This is a genomic window from Thermocrinis ruber (assembly GCF_000512735.1).
Lineage (GTDB): Bacteria > Aquificota > Aquificia > Aquificales > Aquificaceae > Thermocrinis > Thermocrinis ruber.
This window is the reverse complement of sequence record NZ_CP007028.1, coordinates 705,460-728,447: the sequence shown is the minus strand read 5'-3', so window position 1 is coordinate 728,447 and position 22,988 is coordinate 705,460. Positions and strand designations below refer to the sequence as shown.

25 protein-coding genes are annotated in these 22,988 nt (G+C 42.0%); 7 read left to right on the top strand and 18 right to left on the bottom strand.

Annotated features, from left to right (window positions below):
* Positions 1-10: 10 nt before the first annotated feature.
* The 14 genes from THERU_RS08745 to THERU_RS03925 all read right to left on the bottom strand — a co-directional run bounded on the left by THERU_RS08745 (position 11) and on the right by THERU_RS03925 (position 13,835).
* The gene (locus tag THERU_RS08745; protein WP_342666010.1) at positions 11-160 is read right to left on the bottom strand and encodes a DUF5989 family protein; all 150 of its coding nucleotides are present in this window, start codon (positions 158-160) and stop codon (positions 11-13) included.
* Positions 161-199: 39 nt separating this feature from the next.
* Positions 200-2,089, bottom strand: coding sequence for a carbamoyltransferase family protein (locus tag THERU_RS03990; RefSeq protein ID WP_211230161.1), 1,890 nt, complete (start codon positions 2,087-2,089; stop codon positions 200-202).
* A gap of 326 nt (positions 2,090-2,415) precedes the next feature.
* A complete protein-coding gene (locus tag THERU_RS03980; RefSeq protein ID WP_084326264.1) occupies positions 2,416-3,510 on the bottom strand; it encodes an SGNH/GDSL hydrolase family protein in 1,095 nt (364 codons plus the stop codon).
* Positions 3,425-3,697, bottom strand: a complete 273-nt coding sequence (locus tag THERU_RS08805) for a hypothetical protein (protein WP_025305983.1) — start codon at positions 3,695-3,697, stop codon at positions 3,425-3,427. Before THERU_RS08805 ends, THERU_RS03980 begins: the two co-directional genes overlap by 86 nt.
* The gene (locus tag THERU_RS03970; RefSeq protein ID WP_169727089.1) at positions 3,694-4,677 is read right to left on the bottom strand and encodes a glycosyltransferase family 2 protein; all 984 of its coding nucleotides are present in this window, start codon (positions 4,675-4,677) and stop codon (positions 3,694-3,696) included. Before THERU_RS03970 ends, THERU_RS08805 begins: the two co-directional genes overlap by 4 nt.
* The gene (locus THERU_RS03965; RefSeq protein ID WP_025305981.1) at positions 4,674-5,873 is read right to left on the bottom strand and encodes a glycosyltransferase; all 1,200 of its coding nucleotides are present in this window, start codon (positions 5,871-5,873) and stop codon (positions 4,674-4,676) included. The genes THERU_RS03970 and THERU_RS03965 overlap by 4 nt, the downstream gene beginning before the upstream one ends.
* Positions 5,864-7,789 carry an asparagine synthase (glutamine-hydrolyzing) gene (gene asnB / locus THERU_RS03960; protein ID WP_025305980.1) on the bottom strand — a complete coding sequence of 642 codons (1,926 nt, stop codon included), beginning with the start codon at positions 7,787-7,789 and terminating at the stop codon, positions 5,864-5,866. The genes THERU_RS03965 and asnB overlap by 10 nt, the downstream gene beginning before the upstream one ends.
* Positions 7,790-7,817: 28 nt before the next feature.
* On the bottom strand, positions 7,818-8,588 hold the full coding sequence (locus THERU_RS08300; protein WP_025305979.1) for a TylF/MycF/NovP-related O-methyltransferase: 771 nt from the start codon (positions 8,586-8,588) through the stop codon (positions 7,818-7,820).
* Positions 8,575-9,597 carry a class I SAM-dependent methyltransferase gene (locus tag THERU_RS03950; protein WP_084326258.1) on the bottom strand — a complete coding sequence of 341 codons (1,023 nt, stop codon included), beginning with the start codon at positions 9,595-9,597 and terminating at the stop codon, positions 8,575-8,577. Before THERU_RS03950 ends, THERU_RS08300 begins: the two co-directional genes overlap by 14 nt.
* 16 nt (positions 9,598-9,613) lie before the next feature.
* Positions 9,614-10,894, bottom strand: coding sequence for a lipid II flippase MurJ (locus THERU_RS03945; protein WP_025305977.1), 1,281 nt, complete (start codon positions 10,892-10,894; stop codon positions 9,614-9,616).
* 9 nt (positions 10,895-10,903) lie between these two features.
* Complete coding sequence (locus tag THERU_RS03940; RefSeq protein ID WP_025305976.1) at positions 10,904-11,938, bottom strand: glycosyltransferase family 9 protein; 1,035 nt, start codon at positions 11,936-11,938, stop codon at positions 10,904-10,906.
* Entirely contained in the window at positions 11,922-13,070 is a 1,149-nt protein-coding gene (locus tag THERU_RS03935; protein ID WP_245565856.1) for a hypothetical protein, read from the bottom strand. The genes THERU_RS03940 and THERU_RS03935 overlap by 17 nt, the downstream gene beginning before the upstream one ends.
* Before the next feature lie 37 nt (positions 13,071-13,107).
* Complete coding sequence (locus THERU_RS03930; RefSeq protein WP_025305974.1) at positions 13,108-13,344, bottom strand: tetratricopeptide repeat protein; 237 nt, start codon at positions 13,342-13,344, stop codon at positions 13,108-13,110.
* On the bottom strand, positions 13,341-13,835 hold the full coding sequence (locus THERU_RS03925) for a hypothetical protein (protein WP_245565855.1): 495 nt from the start codon (positions 13,833-13,835) through the stop codon (positions 13,341-13,343). Before THERU_RS03925 ends, THERU_RS03930 begins: the two co-directional genes overlap by 4 nt.
* 36 nt (positions 13,836-13,871) lie before the next feature.
* Here THERU_RS03925 and THERU_RS03920 point away from each other — a divergent pair, with 36 nt between their 5' ends.
* Positions 13,872-15,266 (top strand): FAD-binding oxidoreductase, encoded by a 1,395-nt coding sequence (locus THERU_RS03920; protein WP_025305972.1) that lies wholly within the window; start codon positions 13,872-13,874, stop codon positions 15,264-15,266.
* Here THERU_RS03920 and nth read toward each other — a convergent pair.
* Positions 15,253-15,867 carry an endonuclease III gene (gene nth, locus THERU_RS03915; protein WP_025305971.1) on the bottom strand — a complete coding sequence of 205 codons (615 nt, stop codon included), beginning with the start codon at positions 15,865-15,867 and terminating at the stop codon, positions 15,253-15,255. The two genes, THERU_RS03920 and nth, sit on opposite strands and share 14 nt — an antisense overlap.
* A gap of 7 nt (positions 15,868-15,874) precedes the next feature.
* On the bottom strand, positions 15,875-16,609 hold the full coding sequence (locus tag THERU_RS03910) for a 50S ribosomal protein L11 methyltransferase (protein ID WP_025305970.1): 735 nt from the start codon (positions 16,607-16,609) through the stop codon (positions 15,875-15,877).
* 23 nt (positions 16,610-16,632) lie between these two features.
* Here THERU_RS03910 and THERU_RS03905 point away from each other — a divergent pair, with 23 nt between their 5' ends.
* Positions 16,633-17,082 (top strand): hypothetical protein, encoded by a 450-nt coding sequence (locus THERU_RS03905; RefSeq protein WP_025305969.1) that lies wholly within the window; start codon positions 16,633-16,635, stop codon positions 17,080-17,082.
* On the opposite strand, the gene THERU_RS03900 is transcribed toward THERU_RS03905, so the two are convergent.
* Together THERU_RS03900 and THERU_RS03895 are read right to left on the bottom strand one after the other, a co-directional pair.
* Positions 17,075-17,641, bottom strand: a complete 567-nt coding sequence (locus tag THERU_RS03900; RefSeq protein WP_025305968.1) for a DUF429 domain-containing protein — start codon at positions 17,639-17,641, stop codon at positions 17,075-17,077. The two genes, THERU_RS03905 and THERU_RS03900, sit on opposite strands and share 8 nt — an antisense overlap.
* Positions 17,638-18,078 (bottom strand): nucleoside deaminase, encoded by a 441-nt coding sequence (locus THERU_RS03895; protein ID WP_025305967.1) that lies wholly within the window; start codon positions 18,076-18,078, stop codon positions 17,638-17,640. The genes THERU_RS03900 and THERU_RS03895 overlap by 4 nt, the downstream gene beginning before the upstream one ends.
* A 70-nt stretch (positions 18,079-18,148) precedes the next feature.
* Between THERU_RS03895 and THERU_RS03890 the strand changes: the two genes are divergently transcribed.
* From THERU_RS03890 to bcp, 5 genes are all read left to right on the top strand, one after another.
* Positions 18,149-18,370, top strand: a complete 222-nt coding sequence (locus THERU_RS03890; protein ID WP_025305966.1) for a hypothetical protein — start codon at positions 18,149-18,151, stop codon at positions 18,368-18,370.
* Between the two features lie 281 nt (positions 18,371-18,651).
* Positions 18,652-19,071, top strand: a complete 420-nt coding sequence (locus THERU_RS03885; RefSeq protein ID WP_025305965.1) for an OsmC family protein — start codon at positions 18,652-18,654, stop codon at positions 19,069-19,071.
* A 9-nt stretch (positions 19,072-19,080) separates the two neighbouring features.
* On the top strand, positions 19,081-20,499 hold the full coding sequence (gene accC / locus THERU_RS03880) for an acetyl-CoA carboxylase biotin carboxylase subunit (protein ID WP_025305964.1): 1,419 nt from the start codon (positions 19,081-19,083) through the stop codon (positions 20,497-20,499).
* Between the two features lie 13 nt (positions 20,500-20,512).
* Positions 20,513-22,477: a 2-oxoglutarate carboxylase large subunit gene (gene cfiA, locus THERU_RS03875; RefSeq protein ID WP_025305963.1), complete on the top strand. Its 1,965-nt coding sequence runs from the start codon at positions 20,513-20,515 to the stop codon at positions 22,475-22,477.
* 18 nt (positions 22,478-22,495) lie between these two features.
* Positions 22,496-22,960, top strand: coding sequence for a thioredoxin-dependent thiol peroxidase (gene bcp, locus THERU_RS03870; protein ID WP_025305962.1), 465 nt, complete (start codon positions 22,496-22,498; stop codon positions 22,958-22,960).
* Positions 22,961-22,988 lie beyond the last annotated feature (28 nt).

Sequence of the window (22,988 nt, the reverse complement as noted above, 5' to 3'; positions counted from 1 at the left end):
CTTCCTGAACCTAAAATATAGTGTATATAAACGGCGCTATTGTAGGACTAGAAGACAAAACTACGAGTAGGGCTATCAACAGCAAAGCCAAAAGGACAGGAACAAGCCACCACTTTTTGGTGTTAATTATGAAGAGAAAGATCTCCTTCAGTGTTCCCATCTATATCCTCCTTTTTGAATATTGTATACCATCTTAACCTCAGTCCATACCAAATAATTTTTTAGCATCAAACTCTTCAGTCCAAACTGGTTGTTCTTTTTTATCAAACAGATAATTTCCCATAACAAGATAATCCATATCCGTTCTCATAAAGCATTTATATGCATCGTCAGGGTTGCAGACAATGGGCTCCCCTCTGACATTAAAACTGGTATTAATTATTACAGAGTATCCTGTCTTTTTCTTAAAGCTATCTATCAATTTGTAGAACCTTGGATTTGTCTCTTTATGCACTGTTTGAATTCTGGCTGAGAAATCAATATGAGTTACAGCTGGAATATCTGAACGTAAATAGTATAACTTTTCCCTCAAAGGTAATGACCAGTAGTTTAATGGTAAGGGATTACGTCTACTACTTATAACTTCTGCTATAAAAAGCATATAAGGAGCTGGTCTATCAAAAGCAAAATATTCTTGCATATCTTCATACAAAACCGCTGGAGCAAAGGGTCTAAAGCCTTCCCTAAACTTTATTTTTAGGTTCAAGTTCAATTGCATCTCAGGGTTTCTTGCATCAGCCAAGATGCTTCTATTACCGAGTGCTCGCGGACCCCATTCCATTCTACCTTGGAACCATCCAACTACTTTGCCTTGAGCTATGTAATCTGCTACTATATCGCACAATTCTTTAAAGTTATCAAAGTACTTATACTTTGCTTTATATTTATTTGCTACGCGTTTTATTTCTAATTCGCCATATTCTGGTCCAAGATAGCAACCTTGCATTTTATCAAAGCCTTGAATTGTCCTTGGCTTGCCGTAGTACATATGATATACAGCGTAAGCAGCACCTAAGGCGCCCCCTGCATCTCCCGCAGCAGGTTGCACCCAAATGTCTTCAAATATACCTTCCCTAAGTAATCGTGAATTTGCTACACAGTTTAGAGCCACCCCTCCTGCCATAGTTAAATACTTTGCTCCAGTTAATTTTTTTGCATACCTTGCCATTCTTATTATAATGTCCTCAGTAACTTTCTGTATTGCGTATGCGAGATCACAATGATGGGCTTCAATTTCGCTTTCTGGTTCTCTTTTTGGAAAACCAAAAAGCTTCTCCCATTTATCATCTTTTATCATCTTAAGTCCTGTGCAATAATCAAAATAGTCCTGATTTAAAAATATAGAGCCGTCTTCCTTCACATCTACTAAGTTATCATAGATTAAGGATATAAACTTCTTTACTCGTTCTGAATTTGGGTCCCCGTATGGGGCTAATCCCATAAGTTTATACTCACCAGAATTAACCTTGAACCCTAAAAAGTATGTAAAAGCTGAGTATAGGAGACCTACTGAATGGGGAAATCTCAACTCCTTTAATAGTTCAATTTTATTGTCTATTCCAATTCCAACGGAGGCTGTAGCCCACTCCCCAACGCCGTCTATAGTTAAGATCGCTGCTTCTTTATAGGGTGATGGGAAAAAGGCACTTGCTGCATGAGAGAGGTGATGTTCAGAAAATAATAAGTTTAATTTCTTTTTGTTTACAGGTTCAATTTTAGATAGCTCATCTAACATAATCTTTTTAAGAAATAGCTTTTCCTTTATCCAAACATGCATTGACGAAAGAAAGGATTTTATTCCCTTGGGTGCATATACATAGTAAGTTTCTATTAATCTTTCAAACTTGGTAAAAGGTTTTTCGTAGAAAACTATAGCGTCCAATTCATTTAATGAAACTCCACCATATTCTAAACAAAATTTAATGGCATTTATCGGAAAGGAGGGATCATGCTTTTTTCTGGTAAATCTCTCTTCCTGAGCTGCAGCTACGATAAAGTCATCTTTCAATAAGACTGCAGCCGAGTCGTGATAAAAGGCTGAAATACCTAATATATACATTCTTCTTCCTCCGTCACCACTGCTTTTCATAAAATTCTTTGTTGTAATTTTTGTTTATATCAATAAAATACGAGGGCATGCTGTTATCATTAAAGTAGGCAACTATCTTTCTATTAGACAACCTAAATAGAAAGGCTGTCGGAGTCAAAACAAAATAGAATATTATTGTTAGTAGAATCTTTGAGTTAATTGTTCCAATAAACAGGAAGATTTGTATTAATTTTGATGCTATAATTTTGCTTATACTTTCGCTAATTAAAATTATGGCAATTATGGTCATCGATATATATAAAAATGCATCCATCTTAAAAACCAAGAATAACACCATAAATATCAAAGATATGCCGTTCAAGAACTTAATTGCGTCCTTTGTTTCCATTGTGAATTCCTCCTTTTAAAAAGTATTCTTTAATTATAAACTCGGCAAATTTTTGGGCATAAATATCATTGACCTCAGCCGAGGGGTGTCCATCAAGCACATTTACAGCCAGTGGTTTATCGTGAAGTTTCTCTGCGATTTCTTTCTCGAAATTAACTGTCTTAAACCCTATTTTAGAAGCGGTGTCTTCTGCTTGATGATACCACTTTAGATATAGCTTTAACATATCATCTGGATTTCTATAATCTGTAGGCTTATCAGTATATACTCCCTGATTAAGCACTGCAAAGATCGGGGGAGGCAGTCCCTTTTTATTAGACATATCTATTATGTCTTTAAGGGCTTTCTCAAAGTCTTTCCACTCCTTAGAGTTCTTATCGTAAACCCTATCAAGGGCTACATACCAAGGAGGAATTATTCCTAACCTCTCAAGAGTTTTATAGAACCCCTTTTCTATGAATGAAGCTGTAAGCTCTAAATGTAATATTCCAAAGAGACGCCTGATAGGGCTTAAGAAAAACTTAGCGTATCTGTCAATCCTATCCTTTTCTATGCTCCATTCTTGTGATTTAGGCTGAGGGTCGTTCAGACAAAAACCTACTATGACCAGATCAGGATTAACCAAATCTATGAATGTCCTTAGAATATCTCTCTCGGCTATAGTAGGTCCTCCAGGAATACCAAAATTTAAAACCTCTATTCTTTTTGGAAATTTTCCTTTAAGCCTTTCGTTTAAATATTTTTCTAACCTATTAGTATACCTTTCCTCTACCGCAAGCCCAGCACCCCAAGTAAGAGAATCCCCTAAAACCATTATTCTAAAAACATTGTCAGGCTTTGGAATAGCAAATTCTCTTTCCCTAAAGCCGAAACTGTTGTTTACCACTGGATTACCCCAAGTATACAATATTTTTTCATTGCAACGTTTGTAGGAACCACTATAATCATCACAAGGAAGCTTGGGAAGGCTTCTGTAAAGGTAGAATTCAAACCCGTATAAAACTAAAAGCACTAAAATGATGTTTACGACAACCACTTTCCAAATTTTCTTCATCCCAAAACCTCCTTCCATTCCTTAACAATCTTTTCAATTCTAAAATCTTCAGCTCTTTGCTTAGCTTTTTCCGAGTAGTTTTATCAAAGCCTACCACCTTAAAGTGCTCCGCAAGACTAACCGCCAAAGGCAAACCTACATACCCAAGCCCCACAACGCAGATTTTTTCTTTGCCGGTTTTCAGGTCCTCCAAGAATTTGTTCATTTAGAACGTCCTCCAATCAACATTTTTAATAAAAGCTTTCTAATTCTCTTTGAGTAGTTCTCGTAAAATTTAATCACAAAAGATTTAGGCAAAATCATACAAAATAATGTCCAGAGGATAGGTATAAAAAATAATTTTGGGTATGCTTTCACTGAATCCATGCACCATTTGAAAGCCTGCTTATATTCTTCAACCAATGCTGAGTAGTAAATCCCGATCAAGGAGTGTCTTATAAAAGTCTTGGGACAGTGACTTATCATATCATTTCCAAACTCTTGTAGAAAAAGTACATACTTTAAATAAGTCCTCTTTGCTTGTTTAGCGTACTGAAGAGAGACTCTATCTTGACTACCGATATATACTTTATATATTTTTGCTAATGCCTTATGTAAATAAAAACTAACCTGTGCCTTTTTGAAAAGTTTAAGCATTAATATTCCCTCTCCTCCCCAACATTCGTCGTAAAATCTATCATTTTCCAAAATTGAAGTTTTTATAAGAAAAAAATATTCGCGTTCGTATCTGCTACATAACCAGTCTAACCAACAGACTTCTTCATCCTTTCCATAATGTAATCCGGTAAATTCTCCTTCTATGTTATCTACACAATTGGCAAAAACTATACTGTAGTTTCCTTTAATAGCAACATTCAAAAGTTCCTCAATAGCATTTGGCATTATAATATCGTCATCATCTACAAAAGTAAAGTATTCACCAGTGATGTTATCTAATCCATTATTTTTGTTTCCGTCCGGACCGTGTTTATATTTTGTATTAATAACGTATTTAATCCTTGGGTCTGTCAAATATCTTTCTATCAATGGTTTGGCTTTGCCCTCCTCTGTATCATCAGTTATTATTATTTCTAAATTCTGGTAGGTTTGATTTAAAACGCTTTCTAATGTTCTTATTAAGCTTTCTCTGCCAATAGTTGGTATGATAACTGAAACTTTTGGGTTATTCTTTATTTTTTCCATCATAAAACCTCCTTCCATTCTTGAACGATCTTTTCAATTCTAAAATCCTCCGCCCTTTGTTTAACTTTTTCCGAGTAGTTTTTTCTCAAGTTTTCGTCTTCAAGTAGCTTATCTACAGTTTCAACCCACATTATTTCCCTCTCTTCTAAGGGTTCCTTTGCAGTTTTATATTTTACTTCAAAAACAGGTATCAAGACCCCATATTCTGCAAACTCTGGCTTTTGGGTTTGATAGTTAAAATCTGTGTTTGGTGCCAAAATCTCCCTTGGACCGCTTCTGCAGTCGGAAGATACTACAGGCACTCCACACACCATAGCTTCTACTAAAACGTTCCCAAACCCTTCCCACAAAGAAGGAAAAACAAAAAGCTTAGACCTTGCCATGAATTTGAAAGGGTTTTTCTGAAAGCCCAAGAAATAAACATCAAAGCTTTCGGAAAGCCTATCTCTGTCCCAAACATAAGTTTTTAGTCCAAGTTCTTGAGAAAGTTCTACTAAATAATCCTTTAACTCTCCCTCTCCTAAAATCACAAGCTTTAAATCTTTGTGCTTTTCTTTTAAAGCTTTAAAGACTCTTAGCAAGTACCATAGACCCTTTTGCTTTGTTAGCCTTCCTGCGGTGATTAAAACGGGATGTTTAAAAATTTCTTCATAGCTTCCTAACGATTCCTTTGCTAACTCTCTTATTTGATCTATTGGATAGGGATTGTAGATCACCTTTATTTTTTCTTCCTCTATACCGAGATTAATCAAGCTTTCCTTCACTCCGTGGCTAACTGCTATAATTAGGTCTGCCTTCGGATAAAGAAGTCTTACCAAAAGCTTGTTCAGTTTTCTTAAACCAACATGACCTGTTTGCTGGTCCACATGCACGGATATTATGGCTTTGTGCTTCTTAAAAAGCTTGGAAATTATATTTACAAAATTAGCCCTTTCCAAAAATGATACCACAAGTGAATTTTTTTCTATGAAATCCGAAAGCTTATACGCATATATTGGAATGTTTAAAGTTTTTATTATTGGGCTTGTTTTGGTTGAATGATTGCTAAGAAAAAAGATCGGTTTATCTGTCTTGTATTTAACATCACGCTCAAGTAAAATAAATTCAGATATTGGTAAATGCTCAGATAACCTTATTGCCACCTTTTCCGCCCCTCCTCCCGCAAGGGAATTTATGAGAAAGTATAGCTTTACAGCCATTTATTCCTCCAAGTTTCAAACACAAACAATAGCCAAAGCTTGTTATGATTTACTCCTCTGTCAGAAAGAAAGTCCTCTAAAAGTCTTTTGACTTCCACGTGGTTAAACAATCCTTCCTTTTTTATTCTCTCTACGTCCAAATACTCTTTATATAGTCCCTTTAGTTCTCCCTTAAACCACTCATAGATTGGCACCCCAAAACCTTGCTTTGGTCTCTCTACAAGCTCTTTTGGGATGTATTTATACAAAACCTTTCTTAGCAAATACTTGCTGATACCGTTTTTATACTTGAACTCCACCGGGAGTTGAGAAGTCCATTCCACTATTTTATGGTCTAAAAAGGGCTCCCTTCCTTCAAGGGCTACGCTCATGGTTGCCCTATCCACCTTAACGAGTATATCGTCAGGTAGATAAGTTTTCAAGTCAAGTAGCATCATTGAAGCAAGTGGGTCAAGCTCATCAACCAAAGCCCAATCTTTTAAGTCTTTCTTTTCCGACGACCCTATTCCCAAAGGCTTTAGGTCCTCCACCAAAAAGTAGCTAACTGCTAAATCATACTGTTCCATAACATCCTTAGCCTTCAAAACATTTCTAAGCTTTATGTATTTGTCCCTAAAGTTGGTGTATTTTGGCAGAATTGGTTTAAATGCGTTGTAAAGCTTCAGAGCAAGGTCTGGATGGATGAGGTCTAGGGTGTTGGCAAGCAGATTGGAAAAGGGAATTTTTGACAGCTTGGCTATTCTGTCTGTAATCAACCAATACCTTGTGTATCCGCAGAACTGCTCATCTCCTCCGTCAGCGGATAGGGAGACCTTTACCTGAGATCTGGCTAGCCTTGAGACCAAATAGGTGGGAATGGCAGAAGAGTCCCCAAAGGGCTCGTCATAAATCTCTGGTAGCTTTGGGATTATTTCAAAGGCTTCCTTTGGAGTGCAGTAAAGCTCTGTATGTTCTGTTCCAAAATACTCCGCCACCTTTTTGGCATACTCTGCCTCGTTGTATTCCTTTTCGTAAAAGCCTATGGTAAAGGTCTTTAGCTTAATTCCTTCCTTTGAAAGCAGGGCACACACGGTGGAAGAGTCAATGCCCCCGCTCAAAAACATTCCTACCGGCACATCAGAGACAAGCCTAAGCTTGAAGCTTTCCGTTAAAATCTCCTCAAGCTCCTGTGCCAGTTCCTCCTCTGACCTTTTTAGCCACTTATCCTTTTCTTCCTTTCCCTTCAGGAAATAATCTTCTACCTTCCAATAAGGGAATTCCTCAATGTTTCCCTTTTGGTCTAAGACTAAAAAGTGTCCGGGCTTTAGTTTATGGACATTTTCAAAGATAGAATAGGGTGCTGGTATGTAGCCGTATTTTAGGTATAGGGAAAGTCCTGTGAGGTTTAGATTTTTTTCAAACTTTGAGTGTTTGTGAAAAGCTTTTAGCTCTGATGCAAACATAAAAAGTCCGTTTTTGTAATAGTAATACAGAGGCTTTACGCCTATCCTGTCCCTGCAAAGGATAAGCTTTTTGTCTTTTTTGTCCCACAGGGCAAAGGCAAACATGCCACGGAATTTATGGACCGCAGAAAAGCCCCATCGGTGGAAAGCCTTAAGGATAACCTCCGTGTCTGAGTTTGAGATAAATTTATAGCCCTCCTTTTCAAGCTCTTTTCTGATTTCCTTGAAGTTATACACCTCTCCGTTGTAGGTTATCACTAAATTTTCAAACTCCATGGGCTGATGTCCAAGCGAAGAAAGGTCAAGGATGGAAAGCCTCCGGTGTCCCAAAGCTACGGGGAAGTCTTTATCTATAAAAATTCCCGCATCATCGGGTCCGCCATGAATAAGAGTATCACGCATAAGTGTAATTGTTTCTTCAAGGGAGTAAAAATTATTGAAATTAAAGTCAATAAAGCCTACTATTCGGCACATGGTTTAAAATGCTTGTTTGTTCTTTTAATCAACATTTTATAAAAAACGCTTGGCCTGTTGGTAGTATAATCACATTCTCTTCTCCAAGAGTTTCATCAACAGCTTTTTTAGCTCCAGGGCATGTTTCAAAATAGTAATCATCAAAAAGTATTATTCCTCCATGCGACAACCTGTCTAAAGTATAAATCAATGACTCCTTTGTTGGCTCATATAAATCAACGTCTATGTGGGCAAAGCTTATTTTCAAATCAGACGGTAAATGTTTAAATACGTCAGGTATCCAGCCTTTGTATACTTTTACAAAGTCATATTTACTAAGAGCAGGACTAACAAATGAAGTTTTCAAATCTCCAGGTTTCCAGTACGTCCCATCAATCTTAGGATCTGGCTCTGATAAACCCTCAAAACTGTCTACCAAATGAATATGTTTATTTAATTTGTGCATTTCAACAAATACACTCATTATAAAAGCCGAAGCTCCTTTATATACACCAAACTCTATGTAATCTCCATCTATACCCACTGTATATTTTAATAACTGACTAAGAACAAATTTTCTATCTAACGAGGAAGATAATTCTTCTAAACCAAAATTGTTTATAAGTGCTTTTACAAGCGGATCTTCTAAAAAACTCTTCTTCGAGACATCTGTAAAAAATAATATCTCTAAGCCAAACCTTGAACCTAAAATCTGTAGGATTCTTTTATTGTATCTCTGTTTTTCTAGGGGATGGGAGTTGTAATACTTAAACGGAAATTTCAAAAATTTGATGAGTTTCTGTACTTTATTTCCCTTCAATTCTTAACCTCCGCGCTTGAAAATACAGATTAGGACCTCTTTGATGTGAGCTATTTATATAAACAAACGCAACTGGAGACAAAAGAGTATTCCTAATTAGCTTAATAATTTTTAAGCCATATGCCCTAATCTTAACCGAATTAGAAACTTCACCTACTATAATATCATCCACGTAAGCACCTGCCCTTTTTCTATCTCCAAGCACCATAGACTTTAATAAATTTCGTAGATTATAAAACCTGCCAAGCAATTTCATTTCAACGTATGGATATATTTCATCAAAAGTAAAATCCATAATATAAACATGTGCATCTTCAAAACCACTTAGTTTTAAAGCATTTTCAAGAGATCTCCGAGAGAATCTCAAAAAATGATGCGGTGGATGGTCAGCATGTGAAATTTTCCAGTATATTTCTCTCAAAAATCTTTCCCTATTGGGCACGCTTCCCGCTATGTATCCTCCTTCTTTCAAAAGCCCTTTTACCATTTCAAGAAATTCCCTTGGTTTGTCCTGATGTTCTAAAACCTCAAAAAAGGTGATTACATCAAACTTTAAGTTTCTCTCCTTAGCGTATTCATAGAACTCTTCTAAGCTCATGGCAAAAACGGTGTCAATACCAAGGTTCCTTTTTACATTCTCTACAGATTTTTTGTCAAAGTCTATTCCCCATATTTCAAAGCCTTGTTCTTTAGCATGTCTTAAAAATCTTCCGTCTCCACAGCCTACATCCAAAAGCTTACCTCTTACATTGGAAGGAAAGTATTTAAAAAAAGCTTTGTGGTATTCGCCAAGCCTGGTCCCTACACCCTCGTGAAACGCAACATAATCTTCAAAAACTTCACTTTCATAAAACTCTGGAATAATCTTCAACGGCTCCCACCAATGAACATCGCAGTTTGGGCACTCGTAGCGTTTATACTCTTGGTCGTTATAAGGAGAAACATAAGTTTCTTTGAAATTTCGTTCTTCAACTTCTGTGTAGCATATGGGACATTCGATTTTAGCCATTGCTTTTTATTTTAATTTATTTTTCCATCTTTAGCCTCCATATCAGGATACCGTAGGAGACCCCACAAAGAAAGGAGTAAGCAAAAAAAGTTCCCAAGCATATTCCAGCTATTCCAAGCTTATAAACTACTACAAACAGGTAGTTAAAAAATCCGTTAATTAATATACCAATCAAAGCAATAAAGAAAACAGGCAAAAGCCAGTTTATAATTTGAAAGGCTCTATATAGGATTGTCCAAGCAAGAACTAAGAACAAAGAAATTGCATAGTATTTAGTAGCGGTTGCAGTTAGTTCTACATCAGTTTGTGTAAATTTTCCATGTCCAAAGAGTAGTTTTACGGGGATCTCTGGAAAGAAGAACAGAAAAAGCATAACGGGTAGAGAAACAACGAAGGAAAACTTTAAAAACTTGTTCAAAGTTTGAATGCTTGCCTTTGTTTCAGATAGGGATGTAATAGCCATATGTTCAAGTCTTAGAACACTTCGTAAAGCAAAGGCAACCATTGAACCATAAGTTAATGCGGACACGCCCTTTTCTCCAAGCAAAGAGGCAAAAGCCCTATCTACCAAGATAAAAAGGTGGAAAACTCCATACAGGGCAGAGAGAAAAACAAAGTGCCTTAGTATTTCCTTTACCCTTTCGTCTATAAAAAAACTAAAGTGTAAAAACTCTTTGCCAACAAAGATTATATATAGGGTTGCCATAAGCTGGGAAAGGCTAAGGCTTATTGGAAGAACCAATGGACTGTGGAAAAGGTAAAGCCCAAGCACAATAAAAAGAAAAGAGAAGAAAGAAAGAATAAACTCTCCAATAAAGTATGGAGTAAAATACCTTAAGCTTCTTAAGACAGCACCAAAGTGATGGAAGAAGAAGTTTAAAAAAAGATAGGGAAGGAGTAGTAAAAGGTGAAGTTCTGTGGCTTCTTTTGTTCTTTGATCAAAGCCAACCGCTACTTTGGAAAGCAGAGGAATGCCCACTAAGGCTACAAAGGTTAAAGAAAAGGCTAATATGGTGGTAAATGTGAGGAGAAGTCCTGCAAGTTTTTTGAATTCTTCTTCGCTTTTCATTCTTGCAAAGACAAGCTGAGGAACTCCGATGGAGTCAAAGACATCTACAAAGATCAAGAAAATGCCAAGAAGGGATAAAGCCATAAAGAAGGCGTCCGTTTGATAGCTAAACCCAAGGAGTATTGCTATAGCTAAGTGTTTTAGGTATCCAAAGCCTCTTGCAAGTAGGTTTATGGTGGAGGTTTTAATTATAGCGTGCCTTATTGATTCGGGTTTTAGTTTAAGCATGCATGTATTTTATTCTGAAGAGTACTTCCACAGCTCAAGGGCAGAGGAGATAAATTTCTCTATATCTTGGTGGCTTTGTAAAACCACATTCCTCACCCAAGGGTGGTTGTGATAGGAGTAGGGAAAGTCTTTGACGAAAACACCTAAGGTGGGAACTTTGAGGGCTACGCTCATATGATAGGGTCCGCTGTCGGAGGATATAAAAAGCCTGCATGCCTTTATAAGACCAGCAAGCTCTAATATGTTGGTTTTTCCTGCTAAGTTTAGGGCTGGCAAGTGGTAGCCTTCCAAAAATCTCTCATTCACATCCGCTTCAAAGTTTGCCCCGCTTAGGACTAAAAAGGAAGAGGTAGCTTTTTGGACTTTGTGCACCGCTTCTCTGAGCAGTTCTAAATTGGGTCTTTTCCAGAGGGCGTCGGGGGTTCCACAGCCTATGTTCAAGCCCAAAAGGGGGACATCCTCCGGTATGGAAAACCGGCTTCTCATGGTTTCTCTAAACTGCCTGCCCTCCTCTGTTTCCTCCAGCTCTATTGGTAGTCCTTGCCTTTCAATACCAAAAGCCTTTAGAACTACAAAATACCTGTCTGTATAGTCTTTACTCTTTAACACAACCCTGCTGGAGGGAGCCTTGTGGGTGTAAAAGAGACCCCTGCCCGGGAATTCTGCAATGCCTACGGATGGAATTTTGTATTTTAGCCTTGCATACAGACAGAGCATGGAACTTTTCAAGCCGTGTGGCTCCATATCTACGATCAGGTCGGGATTTAGTTCTCTCACAAGCTTAGCAAAGCCCTTGAAAAACTCCATCCAATCCTTCAGACCTTTTAGCCTTTTGTCTAAAGTATGAAAGGAAGCTAAAAGGTGGTGTTTTGATATTAATGTTTCGGACACATAGCCGGGGTCCTTGGTGAGGAAGAGAAGATGCAAGTCTGCGGTTGGGAATTTGTTCTTTAGAGCCCTCCAGCTTGCAGAAGCCCGTAGCATATCGCCCACGCCCGCAGAATGTCCCATAATGAGAAGTATTTTTTTAATGTCCTTCTCCATGCCTTTCCACTACCCTAAACATAAGAAGGATCCAAGGAAGCATCGCATCCCAAAAGCCGGTGAATACGCTACCGATTAGCAAAACGGACAAGAAAGATAAGGAAGGTAAGAGCAAAAGGTCTTCCCTTTGCCTTATTTTGAAGCGGAAGAAGAAAGAGTAGTAGGCAAGCCAAAGCCACAGAATGCCCGCAAGACCAAGAACGCCCTTTTCTATGAGTTCAGAAAGTAAAAACACAGATTCGTAGGTGCCACCCACGGGAGATTTGGGCTCCAGATAGTAGCCGGAGTTTATGCCGTGCCCTATCAAAAGCTCCAAGTAGTTCTTTTCCTTTATGTCTTTTTGCAACACTTCTAAACCCTTTTTGAAGATCTCCCACCTTAGGCTTGATATGGTATTGAGGGCTTGGTCGTCTAAGGCTCTTTTGCCTGTTATTAATTCCCAAGCAATAGCAAAGCGGGGATCTTTTTCCACCAGAATGCCAAAGGTCAGAGAGCCCGCAAAGGTCAAGGAAAGGAAAACAAAAGCTAAGACCTTTTTAGAGACAAAACTTCTGAGTAGGTAAAGAAGGAAAATCAGCGTGATGGCCAAACCAAGCATGGCAGACCTTCTCATGCTAAAAAACACAAAGCCCACAAAGAGCAAGAAGAGTAAAAGGTAGAGTAAAAAGTAATAGCCTTTCCTGGTGTATAAAAGCATAGCTAAAGCACTCAGAGAAAAAAAGGAATAGAGCAGACCCACTTCAAACCAGCCACCCCAGAGGGGAGCGGGCTGTCCTGTTTTGAGAAACTTATAGATAACCACAGGGATCAAAAGAACGCCCGCCGTTATCAAAAAGAGGTTGAACTTTTTAAAAAACTCGTAATCAAGCCTTTCTTTGCCACCCAAAGGATACACAAGCAAAAACAGGGACCTTTCTATACCCTTTCCCAAGTGAGAGGGAGTATACAAAATGGTTGATAACAAGGTTGGAATGGCATAAAGGAGCAGAGGGAAGAATAGTCTCCCATAGGGCTTTAGCCTACCCCTTGCGATGGAGTAAAAGGTGTATAAGGTCAGGATTATAATTAGCCCTTCAAACAGGGATATGGACAAAAGCATAAAGAGGGTGGTTAAAAGAATTAGCTTTTGCACGTTATATAGTTTAGCAAATAAATACAAAATTTACCGTTTAAACCTCGTAGATTATATCCAAAAGCTCCTTTGCCTTGGCTTGGTCTATCTCCTTCAGCCTTTTGTATACCTCCCTTGCTTTGTCTATTTGCTTTATCCTTACATAGCACACGCCCAGTTTGAACAAAAGCTCAGGGTCTTCTCCCTTTTCCTGGATCTCTTTTTTTAGGTCTTCAATGTATTTTTCCACCAACTGCTCTCCCATTTTGCTGAAAATACCCCTGTAGTTCTTCATGGCGTGTCTCCGTAAAATTTGTAGCTTAAGCCACTTATCCGTTCTAAGTTGGAGAGTAAAAGGTCCTCCAAGTAGGGGCTGTAAGATATTAAAACTACACTTAAACCAAAACCCTCCTCTTCTAAGGTCTTCCTTGCGGAGTTGAGAAATTCCCTCAGGATCTCGTCCTGTTCCAGTTCAAAGGGTGCACCCAAGAAGTGATGGCTTATGCCCAAATAACTGCCGGGGTTTACCCTGACGGTCAGACGCAGAGGGTTTAGGGCTTCTATGAGTTTGGCTTTGGAGTTGGCGTAGTTTAGCCCGAACATGAGCATAGCATCGGTGATCAAGTGCCTTGAACTCAAGGACACAAACTGTCTAAAGCCGGTCTCTTTAAAGTCAAGCTTTAGGTTGTCCTTTTGGGTCTCTATCCAGTGGGGATGTGGGCTATCCACAAGCCACAGAATCTTCTCCGGAGAAAAGCCTTCCCTTTCCCACCTGCCCCACATCATACACGCAAGGACCATTAGGGAGTAAAATTTAAACCCATGTTCGGTTTGTTGAGTAAAAAACCGGTGGATAAGCTGATAGAGGTGCTTGGAAGGGAAAAGGTCTCCACTTCGTTGGTGGAGAGAAAGCTCTACTCCTACGATGCCACACCTATACCCATAGAAAGGGCTTTGCCCTCCGCGGTGGTCTTTCCTACCTCTCAGGAGGATGTGCAAAAGTTGGTAAAGGTGTGCTACGAAGAGGAGATCCCTATATTTCCCAGGGGTGCGGGCTCTGGTTTGACGGGTGGTGCGGTGCCTACCTTGGAAAAGGGTGTGGTGGTTTCCTTTGAGAGAATGAACCGCTTTCAGATAGACGTGGATAATGCTACCGCAGTGGTGGAGCCGGGCGTTATAACCTACGAGTTTCAGCAGGAGGTGGAAAGGTTTGGTCTGTTTTATCCACCGGACCCATCTTCCTTTAAGTATTCCACCATAGGAGGCAACATTGCGGAGAACGCAGGGGGTCCAAGGTGTCTAAAGTACGGCGTTACGCGGGAGTATGTCTTGGGCTTGACCGCAGTTATAAAAGAGGGAGAGGTTATAAAAACGGGCAACCCAGTTATTAAGGATGTGGCGGGGTACGATATAACCAAGCTTTTTGTGGGGTCGGAGGGAACCCTTGGGCTTATAACCTCCGCAGTGCTAAAGCTCATACCAAAGCCGAAGGCAAGGGGAACCGCACTGATCCTTTTTAAGAACTTGGAGGATGTGGGAAGGGTGGTAACAAGGATCATGACCTCGGGTATATTCCCCTCTGCCTTGGAGTTTATGGACAGGGATGCCATAAGGGCGGTGGAGGAGTTTAAACCCGTTGGTTTGCCAAAGGATGTTTCTGCGTTGCTTTTGGTGGAGGTGGATGGCTCTCCTCAGAGCGTCAAAGAGGACATAAAGGCGGTGGAAGAGCTGGCAAGGGCTATGGGCTTGGAGGTAAAGGTGGCAGAGGACGAGGAGTCCGCAGAAAAGCTTTGGACTGCCAGAAAGAGCTTGGGACCCGCCTTGGGAAACCTGAGGACTGGCAAAATCAACGAGGACGTGGTGGTGCCAAGGGTGTATCTGTCGGAAGCCATAAGGGATTATCGGAAGGTGGCAGAAAAGTATGGGCTTTTGATGGCGATCTTTGGACACATTGGAGACGGTAATCTCCATGTAAATCTGCTCTATGATAAGAAAAACAAGGAAGAGGAAGAGAGGGCAGAAAGGGCGGTGGATGAGATCTTTGAGATCACCTTAAGGTACAACGGTTCTATTACGGGCGAGCATGGTGTGGGTTTAACAAAGAGGAAGTTTTTGGAGTATCAGTTCGGTCCCGTGGGCATGGAAATACTAAGGGGCATAAAAAAGGTCTTTGACCCGAAAAATCTCTTCAACCCGGGCAAGGTTATAGCTCTCTAGAGGGGCAAAGGTCGTAAAGAGGGCATTCGGAGTGCTTGGGCTTTTGGGCGGTGCATATGTATCTTCCGAGCAGAATGAGTAGGTTTGAGAACTTGCCCCACTGATCCTTTGGCACCAGTTTCATAAGCTCCTGTTCTGCCTTTTCTGGTTTTTGCTGTTTGGTTAAACCAAGCCTTTGGCTAACCCTCAAAACATGCCGATCCACCGCTATTCCCTCGTTTATACCAAAGGCATTGTAAAGGATCATGTTGGCGGACTTTCTGCCTATGCCGGGAAGCTTTTCTAACTCTTCTATGCTCTTTGGTACCTCACCCTCGTACTTTTCCACCAATATTTGACTTATCTTCTTTATATACTCTGCCTTCTTTCTGTAAAAACTTATACTGCTTATTTCTTTTTCTATTTCCTCCAAGCTTGCGTTGGCAAACTGCTGGGGCGTGTTGAACTTTTTAAAAAGCTCTTTCGTAACTTCGTTTACTTTGGCGTCCCTCTCTTGGGCGGAAAGAACCACCGCCACCACCAACTCAAAGGGCGTGCTAAAGTTAAGCTCCAGCTTGTCCGGAAAGACCTTTTCAAGGCGTTTTATGATCTCCTCAACCATGCCTTTATTATATCTTATCCACTATCAAGCAAAACCAACCCTTCTTTGAGATGCGCCTTTTGACCTTTAGGGGATAGTTCCTTAAAAGCTTGAGCATTTCCCTCAGCTCATCCTTTTTGTATATGCCGGAAAGCACTGCCCTTTTTTCAAAGAGTTTTACCAAGTCCTCCATTACCTCAAAAAATATGTGGGTTTCCAAGTTTGCCACCATAAAGTCAAAGGTCTGGTTTATATCTTTGGGCTGTTCCTGATAAACCTCCAACTCCACATGGTTTAGCTTTGCGTTGGCTTTGCACTCTTGAACAGCCTGCGGGTCTATGTCTATGGCAACCACCTTGTTTGCACCCTTTAGCTTTAGGGCTATAGAAAGTATGCCCGACCCACAACCCACATCAATGGCAGACCAGCCCTCCACAAAGAAGTCCTCAATAGCCTTCAGACACATTTGGGTGGTGGGATGAAGTCCTGTGCCAAAGGCACTGCCGGGGTTTATAAAAATGGGCTTTAGCCAAGGGGGTAGAACCACGAACTCACCCAAAGCTATGGGCTTAAAACCCTCCTTTGGTGTTATGACTTTTATTTCCCTAACTTCAACTGGCTCAAACCCTTGCAAAGGCTCATAGACCGCAAAGACTACATCCTCCTTCCCCTCCTCCAAAAGGCGCACACCCTTGCCATAGTCCAGCAGGAACTGGTAAAAATCCTCCTTTCCCAACCTGTAGATATACTCCTTGTAGTTCATGCTTTGCACATAAAATTTTTATCATGCTTTTTTTGATTTTTCTAATATTGGTAAAACTTAGCTTTGCCCTCAACTGCCAAGAGCTTGGCATCAGGCTGGAAAAGGTAAAGACTTACAACATATACGATGAGTTAGTTCAGTATGCGGAGGGACTGTTGAAAAACTGCCAAGAAAACGAAAGCTACCCTTTAGCTTTAGATTACCTGCTCAACGCATTGGAAACTATCTACCAAGATAAAACTAAGGCTAACTCCAAGCTGGTAAGAAGGGTGGCAGACAAACGCACAAAAAACTCACTGCTTATGCTACGAAAGACTTCCAAATACAAAAAAAAGCATCCCCTTTTGTATTCATACCAACAGCTCTTTCATGTGGTGGCAGTGGAAAACAGAAGGGTAGGAGACTATGAATACGCCCTAAAGTATGCCTACGCATCCACACAGATAGGTAAAGCTATCCTCCAGCTCAAGTAGCCTTTGGGATGATTATAGCACCGTCTTCTCCCTCCAAAAGCTCAGCCCTTCCCTCCAAAAACATAATACCCGTAAGCAAACAGGCTATAGCGTCTATCTCATCCTTAGTGTATTTTCTGTCTTCCAAATTAAAGCCAAGCCTCCTGTATAGCTCCAATATAGCCTTCTTATCCTTCCGCCCCACCCCCATAACATCATAAAAAGCCCCCGGAAAAACCTCATAGACCACCTTTCCCCACCCTTCCATCACAGTTTTTAGCCTTATGCCCCTCTCCGTTAAAAGACGCATAGGACCCAAAGAAACCGGAAAGAACTTTATGCCCCTTTCCCTCAGCATCAGGTCGCAAGCCCTAAAGTGGGGACCCCTTTCCTGTATGTTAGCCCTCCCCTTTGGCAAAGACAAAGGAGCATCTATGAAGATATGGGAAAAACCCTTAGAAAGCTCCAAGATCTCCTCATCCTTGTGCAACACAAAGCAGGTTAGCTTGCCATCCTCTAAGTATGCCACTCCCGAGTTTCTCCTTTCCGAACCCGCCAGATCAATACCAAGGACCTTCATCTTAATCTTTTGAAGAACTCTTTTAACATAAGCTTGGCTGGTTCCATAGGCTTATAAACCCACTTTACCCTATGATTAAAGCTAAGATCATCCAAAAGGTTATACTGGCTCATAACCGCCCCCGCCCTTTCATCCTGTGCCAAAAATACCACCTTATCTATACGGACTAAAACCAATGCGTAAGCACACATAGCACATGGTTCCAAAGAAACATACATGGTGCAACCATGAAGGTATTTTTGGTTTAGCTTTTTTAGGGCTTTTTTTATTGCCAAAAGCTCCGCATGGGCAGTAGGGTCCCGCAAACTCTCCACCTTGTTATGGGCTTTTGCAATAACTTTTCCGTCCTTGACCACCACCGCGCCCACCGGCACCTCTCCAGCATCAAAAGCCCTCTTTGCCTGCCTAAGGCACTCCTTTATCCACCGGTCTTCCATGTTTTCAAAATGTTAAAGCCCTTTCTTTTTGTTTTCAAAGAGTTAGAAGGGGGAAAAAGAATCCCACGCGGTGGGTTTAGAACATAGTCTCAAAGGAACCCATCAAGGCGGTGTGGAAAGCAAAGCGGAGGTCACCATCCCACACAGTGGGCTCGGAACTGTTGCCATGAGCAAGGAGTTTGACTTTGAACAAGCGTCGCCATCCCACACGGTGGGCTTGGAACGAAAGAGTTTGACTTTGAACAAAGCATCAGAAAAACAATCAAGTCTCCATCCCACCCAGTGGGCTTAAAACATCTCCCAAAAAGCCTGAAAATCAAAACCTTAACCCTCTCAAAATTGAAACAGCCCACCGATAGGGCACACTAACCCATATTCAGTTGCCAAGTTGAACAAGGGTCCCAAAGGAACCCTCAAAACCCTGCTATTTATTATAAAACAGTTTTTGATTAGATACAAACCTTTTTTCTCACCCGGGGTATAGATAAAAAGTTTATGACAAAAAGCAGTTATTTTTGTTTTGTATGGTGTATAATATTTAGTCCCTAAAAATTTCCCTTTCAGGAGGTTTGTATGAAGGTTAGGGTGGTCCAAAAGGAAGATTTTCACTTTGTAGGCGTTGGTGAAGCCGGAAGAGAAGTGCCCATAGACGCTGCGGGTTATGTGGGCGGTAAGGGTAGAGGCATAAGACCTCCTGAACTGCTTTTCCACTCCATAGCGGGCTGTGTGGGAATACACCTCTACGAAGCCCTTCACAAAGAGGGAAAACACACGGAGCACATAGAAATAGAAACGGACGCAGAGAGGATCACAGAAGGCTATCCAAAGGTATTCACTAAAATTTATCTCTTTGTAAAAGTTAAAGGGGATGTGTCCGAAGAGGATGTGAAAAGAGCCCTTGATAAGACCATCTTTGACCCGGGCACATGTTCCATTGCATACATGATCAACAAAGTGGCACCGATTGAATACAAGATTGAGATTGTGAGGTAGGAGGCAGGTATGTTTAAGAAGGTTTTGGTTGCCAACAGAGGAGAGATAGCCTGTAGGATCATAAGGGCTTGCAAGGAGCTGGGAATACAAACGGTAGCCATATACAACGAGATTGAATCCACCGCAAGACATGTGAAGATGGCTGACGAAGCGTACATGATAGGGGTAAATCCCTTGGATACCTACCTGAACGCGGAGCGGATCGTGGACCTGGCTCTGGAGGTAGGGGCGGAAGCTATCCATCCGGGTTATGGATTTTTGGCGGAAAACGAACACTTTGCAAGGCTCTGCGAGGAAAAGGGTATCACCTTTATAGGTCCACACTGGAAGGTTATAGAGCTAATGGGAGACAAGGCAAGGTCTAAGGAGGTTGCCAAAAAGGTTGGACTTCCCACTGTGCCTGGTAGCGACGGTATTTTGAAGGATGAAAAGGAAGCCCTTCACATAGCAAGGGAAATAGGCTTTCCGGTTCTGCTAAAGGCTTCCGCCGGTGGTGGTGGAAGGGGTATAAGGATCTGTAGAAACGAAGAAGAACTCTTAAGGAACTACGAACTTGCTTACAACGAAGCCCAAAAGGCCTTTGGAAGGGGAGACCTTCTACTGGAAAAGTACATACAGAACCCTAAACACATAGAATTTCAAGTTCTCGGAGATAAATACGGAAATGTTATCCATCTTGGTGAGAGGGACTGCTCCATTCAAAGAAGAAACCAAAAACTGGTGGAAATTGCTCCCTCTCTACTGCTAACTCCAGAGCAAAGGGAGTATTACGGTTCGTTGGTGGTAAAGGCGGCAAAGGAGATCGGCTATTACAGCGCGGGCACTATGGAGTTTGTGGCAGACGAAAAGGGTAACCTCTACTTTATTGAGATGAATACCCGTATTCAGGTGGAGCACCCAGTGACGGAAATGGTCACGGGGGTGGATATAGTCAAGTGGCAGATACGCATCGCAGCGGGAGAGCCCCTGAGATACAAGCAGGAGGACATAAAGTTCAACGGCTACTCTATAGAGTGTAGGATCAACGCAGAGGATCCCAAAAAGGGCTTTGCTCCAAGCATAGGCACCATAGAGCGCTACTATGTGCCCGGTGGCTTTGGCATAAGGGTGGAGCACGCTGCGTCTCGCGGTTTTGAGGTAACTCCCTACTACGACTCTATGATTGCCAAGCTGATAGTTTGGGCTCCCACTTGGGAGGTTGCGGTGGATAGAATGCGCGCAGCCCTTGAAACTTACGAGATCACTGGCGTAAAAACAACCATACCGTTGCTTATAAACATAATGAAGGACCCAGACTTTAGGGCGGGCAAATTTACCACCAAGTATTTAGAAGAAAAGCCACACCTCTTTGATTACCCAGAACACAGGGACAAAGAGGACTTTGTGGCTATAATTGCTTCTGCTATAGCAAGCTATCACGGTTTATAAAAGGAGGTCTAACATGCATGCAGTTGAAATAATTGAGCAGATAAGAGAGGACCTAAAAGAGCTTGAGAAGAAGGGCTTCAGGAAGAAGATCCTCATAACAGACCTTACGCCCCGGGATGGACAGCAGTGCAAACTGGCAACCAGGGTGAGAACCGACGACCTTTTGCCACTCTGTGAGAAGATGGACAAGGTGGGCTTTTACGCGGTGGAGGTGTGGGGCGGTGCCACCTACGACGTTTGCCTCAGGTATCTGAAGGAGGACCCTTGGGAGAGGCTCAGGCGTATAAAGGAGGTAATGCCCAACACTAAACTCCAGATGCTATTTAGAGGTCAAAACATCGTAGGCTACAGACCAAAGTCCGACAAGCTTGTTTATAAGTTTGTGGAGAGGTCCATAGCCAACGGTATAACCGTCTTCAGGGTCTTTGACGCTTTGAACGATAATAGAAACATAGCAACCGCAGTTAAGGCAATAAAGGAACTGGGTGGTGAGGTGCACGCAGAGATATCTTACACAAGAAGCCCCATACACACCTACCAGAAGTGGATAGAGTATGCCCTTGAGATCGCGGAGATGGGTGCGGACTGGCTGTCCTTTAAGGATGCCACCGGCATCATCATGCCCTTAGAAACCTATGCCATCATAAAGGGTATAAAGGAGGCAACCCAAGGAAAACTCCCCGTGCTACTTCACAACCATGACATGAGCGGAACCGCAATAGTGAATCATATGATGGCGATCCTTGCGGGTGTGGATATGGTGGATACGGTGCTATCTCCACTAGCCTTTGGTTCTTCCCACCCTGCCACAGAATCAGTGGTTGCCATGCTGGAGGGTACACCCTTTGACACAGGGCTTGACCTAAAACTCATTGACGAATGCGCAGAGATTGCCAGACAGATAAAGAAAAAATACAAAAAGTATGAAACCGAGTATGCGGGCGTCAATGCAAAGGTTCTCATTCACAAGATCCCCGGCGGTATGATCTCCAACATGGTAGCCCAACTCATAGAAGCCAACGCCCTTGACAAGATAGAGGAAGCCCTAAAGGAAGTGCCCAACGTGGAGAGGGACCTTGGCTATCCACCCTTGCTAACACCATCCTCTCAGATCGTGGGTGTGCAGGCAGTTCTGAACGTGATAAGCGGAGAGAGGTACAAGGTGATCACCAAGGAAGTGAGGGACTACGTGGAGGGCAAGTATGGAAGACCACCCGGTCCCATCTCCAAGGAGTTGGCGAAGAAGATCCTCGGTCCCGGAAAAGAGCCAGACTTCTCCATAAGGGCTGCAGACCTGGCAGACCCCAACGACTGGGACAAAGCTTACGAAGAGACAAAAGCCCTGCTTGGCAGAGAACCCACCGACGAGGAAGTTCTACTCTATGCCCTCTTCCCCATGCAAGCCAAGGATTTCTTCATAGCAAGGGAGAAGGGAGAACTCAAGCCAGAGCCCATAGAAGAGCTGACGGAAACCACAGAGGTTAAGCCCGGCACGGTGCCTGGCGCAGCACCCGTAGAGTTTGAGATCATCTATCACGGCGAAAAGTTCAAGGTAAAGGTGGAAGGCGTAAGCGCCCACCAGGAGTCCGGAAAGCCAAGGAAGTACTACATCAGAGTGGATGGAAGACTGGAAGAGGTTCAGCTTACTCCATTACTGGAAGCCATACCCGCCGGTGGAGTATCTCAGGCGGTGGCACAGCAGTTGGAGGAAAAGGGCATTCCCAAGGCTACCCAGCCCGGAGACGCAACCGCACCCATGCCCGGTAGGGTGGTAAGGATCCTTGTGGAAGAGGGTCAGCCTGTCCAAGAAGGGCAAACGGTGGCAATAGTGGAAGCCATGAAGATGGAAAACGAGATCCACGCACCCATAACCGGCGTGGTAAAGAAGATCTTTGCAAAACCGGGAGACAACGTCATACCGGAGGATGCCATTTTGAGGATAGAACCAGTTAAAGGCGATTCCGATACCTACGGTTGATGGGTTATAATCATGGCTATGCTGAAGGAAGGAGATAAGGCACCGGACTTTTGCTTGGAGGGTATAGACGAAGAGGGCAAAGAGGTAAAGGTATGCCTCAAGGACCTGCTTGGGCAGAACCTGATAATATACTTCTACCCAAAGGACAACACCCCTGGTTGCACCCAAGAGGCTTGCGATTTTAGGGATAACCTGCAAACCCTTATATCAAAAGGCTACAGGGTCCTGGGTATAAGCCCAGACCCCATCTCCTCCCACAAAAAGTTCCAAGAAAAATACCAACTGAACTTTCCCCTTTTGAGCGACCCAGACTACACGGTGGCGAAGCTATACGGAGCCTACGGCACCAAAAAGATGTACGGTAAAGAAACCACAGGCATAATAAGGAGCACCTTTGTTATAAACCCAGACGGAACCATAAAAAGGGCATACTACAACGTAAAGGCAAAGGGACACGTAGAAAAACTCCTTCAGGAGTTATGAACCATCCAAAGACCGACGGACTTTCCAG

What these genes read in the sequence shown, in the direction of transcription:
- THERU_RS08745 (WP_342666010.1), bottom strand. Translation starts at nt 160, where the DNA reads ATGGGAACACTGAAGGAGATCTTTCTCTTCATAATTAACACCAAAAAG.
- THERU_RS03990 (WP_211230161.1), bottom strand. Translation starts at nt 2,089, where the DNA reads ATGAAAAGCAGTGGTGACGGAGGAAGAAGAATGTATATATTAGGTATT.
- THERU_RS03980 (WP_084326264.1), bottom strand. Translation starts at nt 3,510, where the DNA reads ATGGAAGGAGGTTTTGGGATGAAGAAAATTTGGAAAGTGGTTGTCGTA.
- THERU_RS08805 (WP_025305983.1), bottom strand. Translation starts at nt 3,697, where the DNA reads ATGAACAAATTCTTGGAGGACCTGAAAACCGGCAAAGAAAAAATCTGC.
- THERU_RS03970 (WP_169727089.1), bottom strand. Translation starts at nt 4,677, where the DNA reads ATGATGGAAAAAATAAAGAATAACCCAAAAGTTTCAGTTATCATACCA.
- THERU_RS03965 (WP_025305981.1), bottom strand. Translation starts at nt 5,873, where the DNA reads ATGGCTGTAAAGCTATACTTTCTCATAAATTCCCTTGCGGGAGGAGGG.
- asnB (WP_025305980.1), bottom strand. Translation starts at nt 7,789, where the DNA reads ATGTGCCGAATAGTAGGCTTTATTGACTTTAATTTCAATAATTTTTAC.
- THERU_RS03950 (WP_084326258.1), bottom strand. Translation starts at nt 9,597, where the DNA reads ATGGCTAAAATCGAATGTCCCATATGCTACACAGAAGTTGAAGAACGA.
- THERU_RS03945 (WP_025305977.1), bottom strand. Translation starts at nt 10,894, where the DNA reads ATGCTTAAACTAAAACCCGAATCAATAAGGCACGCTATAATTAAAACC.
- THERU_RS03940 (WP_025305976.1), bottom strand. Translation starts at nt 11,938, where the DNA reads ATGGAGAAGGACATTAAAAAAATACTTCTCATTATGGGACATTCTGCG.
- THERU_RS03930 (WP_025305974.1), bottom strand. Translation starts at nt 13,344, where the DNA reads ATGAAGAACTACAGGGGTATTTTCAGCAAAATGGGAGAGCAGTTGGTG.
- THERU_RS03925 (WP_245565855.1), bottom strand. Translation starts at nt 13,835, where the DNA reads ATGATGTGGGGCAGGTGGGAAAGGGAAGGCTTTTCTCCGGAGAAGATT.
- THERU_RS03920 (WP_025305972.1), top strand. Translation starts at nt 13,872, where the DNA reads ATGTTCGGTTTGTTGAGTAAAAAACCGGTGGATAAGCTGATAGAGGTG.
- nth (WP_025305971.1), bottom strand. Translation starts at nt 15,867, where the DNA reads ATGGTTGAGGAGATCATAAAACGCCTTGAAAAGGTCTTTCCGGACAAG.
- THERU_RS03910 (WP_025305970.1), bottom strand. Translation starts at nt 16,609, where the DNA reads ATGAACTACAAGGAGTATATCTACAGGTTGGGAAAGGAGGATTTTTAC.
- THERU_RS03905 (WP_025305969.1), top strand. Translation starts at nt 16,633, where the DNA reads ATGCTTTTTTTGATTTTTCTAATATTGGTAAAACTTAGCTTTGCCCTC.
- THERU_RS03900 (WP_025305968.1), bottom strand. Translation starts at nt 17,641, where the DNA reads ATGAAGGTCCTTGGTATTGATCTGGCGGGTTCGGAAAGGAGAAACTCG.
- THERU_RS03895 (WP_025305967.1), bottom strand. Translation starts at nt 18,078, where the DNA reads ATGGAAGACCGGTGGATAAAGGAGTGCCTTAGGCAGGCAAAGAGGGCT.
- THERU_RS03885 (WP_025305965.1), top strand. Translation starts at nt 18,652, where the DNA reads ATGAAGGTTAGGGTGGTCCAAAAGGAAGATTTTCACTTTGTAGGCGTT.
- accC (WP_025305964.1), top strand. Translation starts at nt 19,081, where the DNA reads ATGTTTAAGAAGGTTTTGGTTGCCAACAGAGGAGAGATAGCCTGTAGG.
- cfiA (WP_025305963.1), top strand. Translation starts at nt 20,513, where the DNA reads ATGCATGCAGTTGAAATAATTGAGCAGATAAGAGAGGACCTAAAAGAG.
- bcp (WP_025305962.1), top strand. Translation starts at nt 22,496, where the DNA reads ATGCTGAAGGAAGGAGATAAGGCACCGGACTTTTGCTTGGAGGGTATA.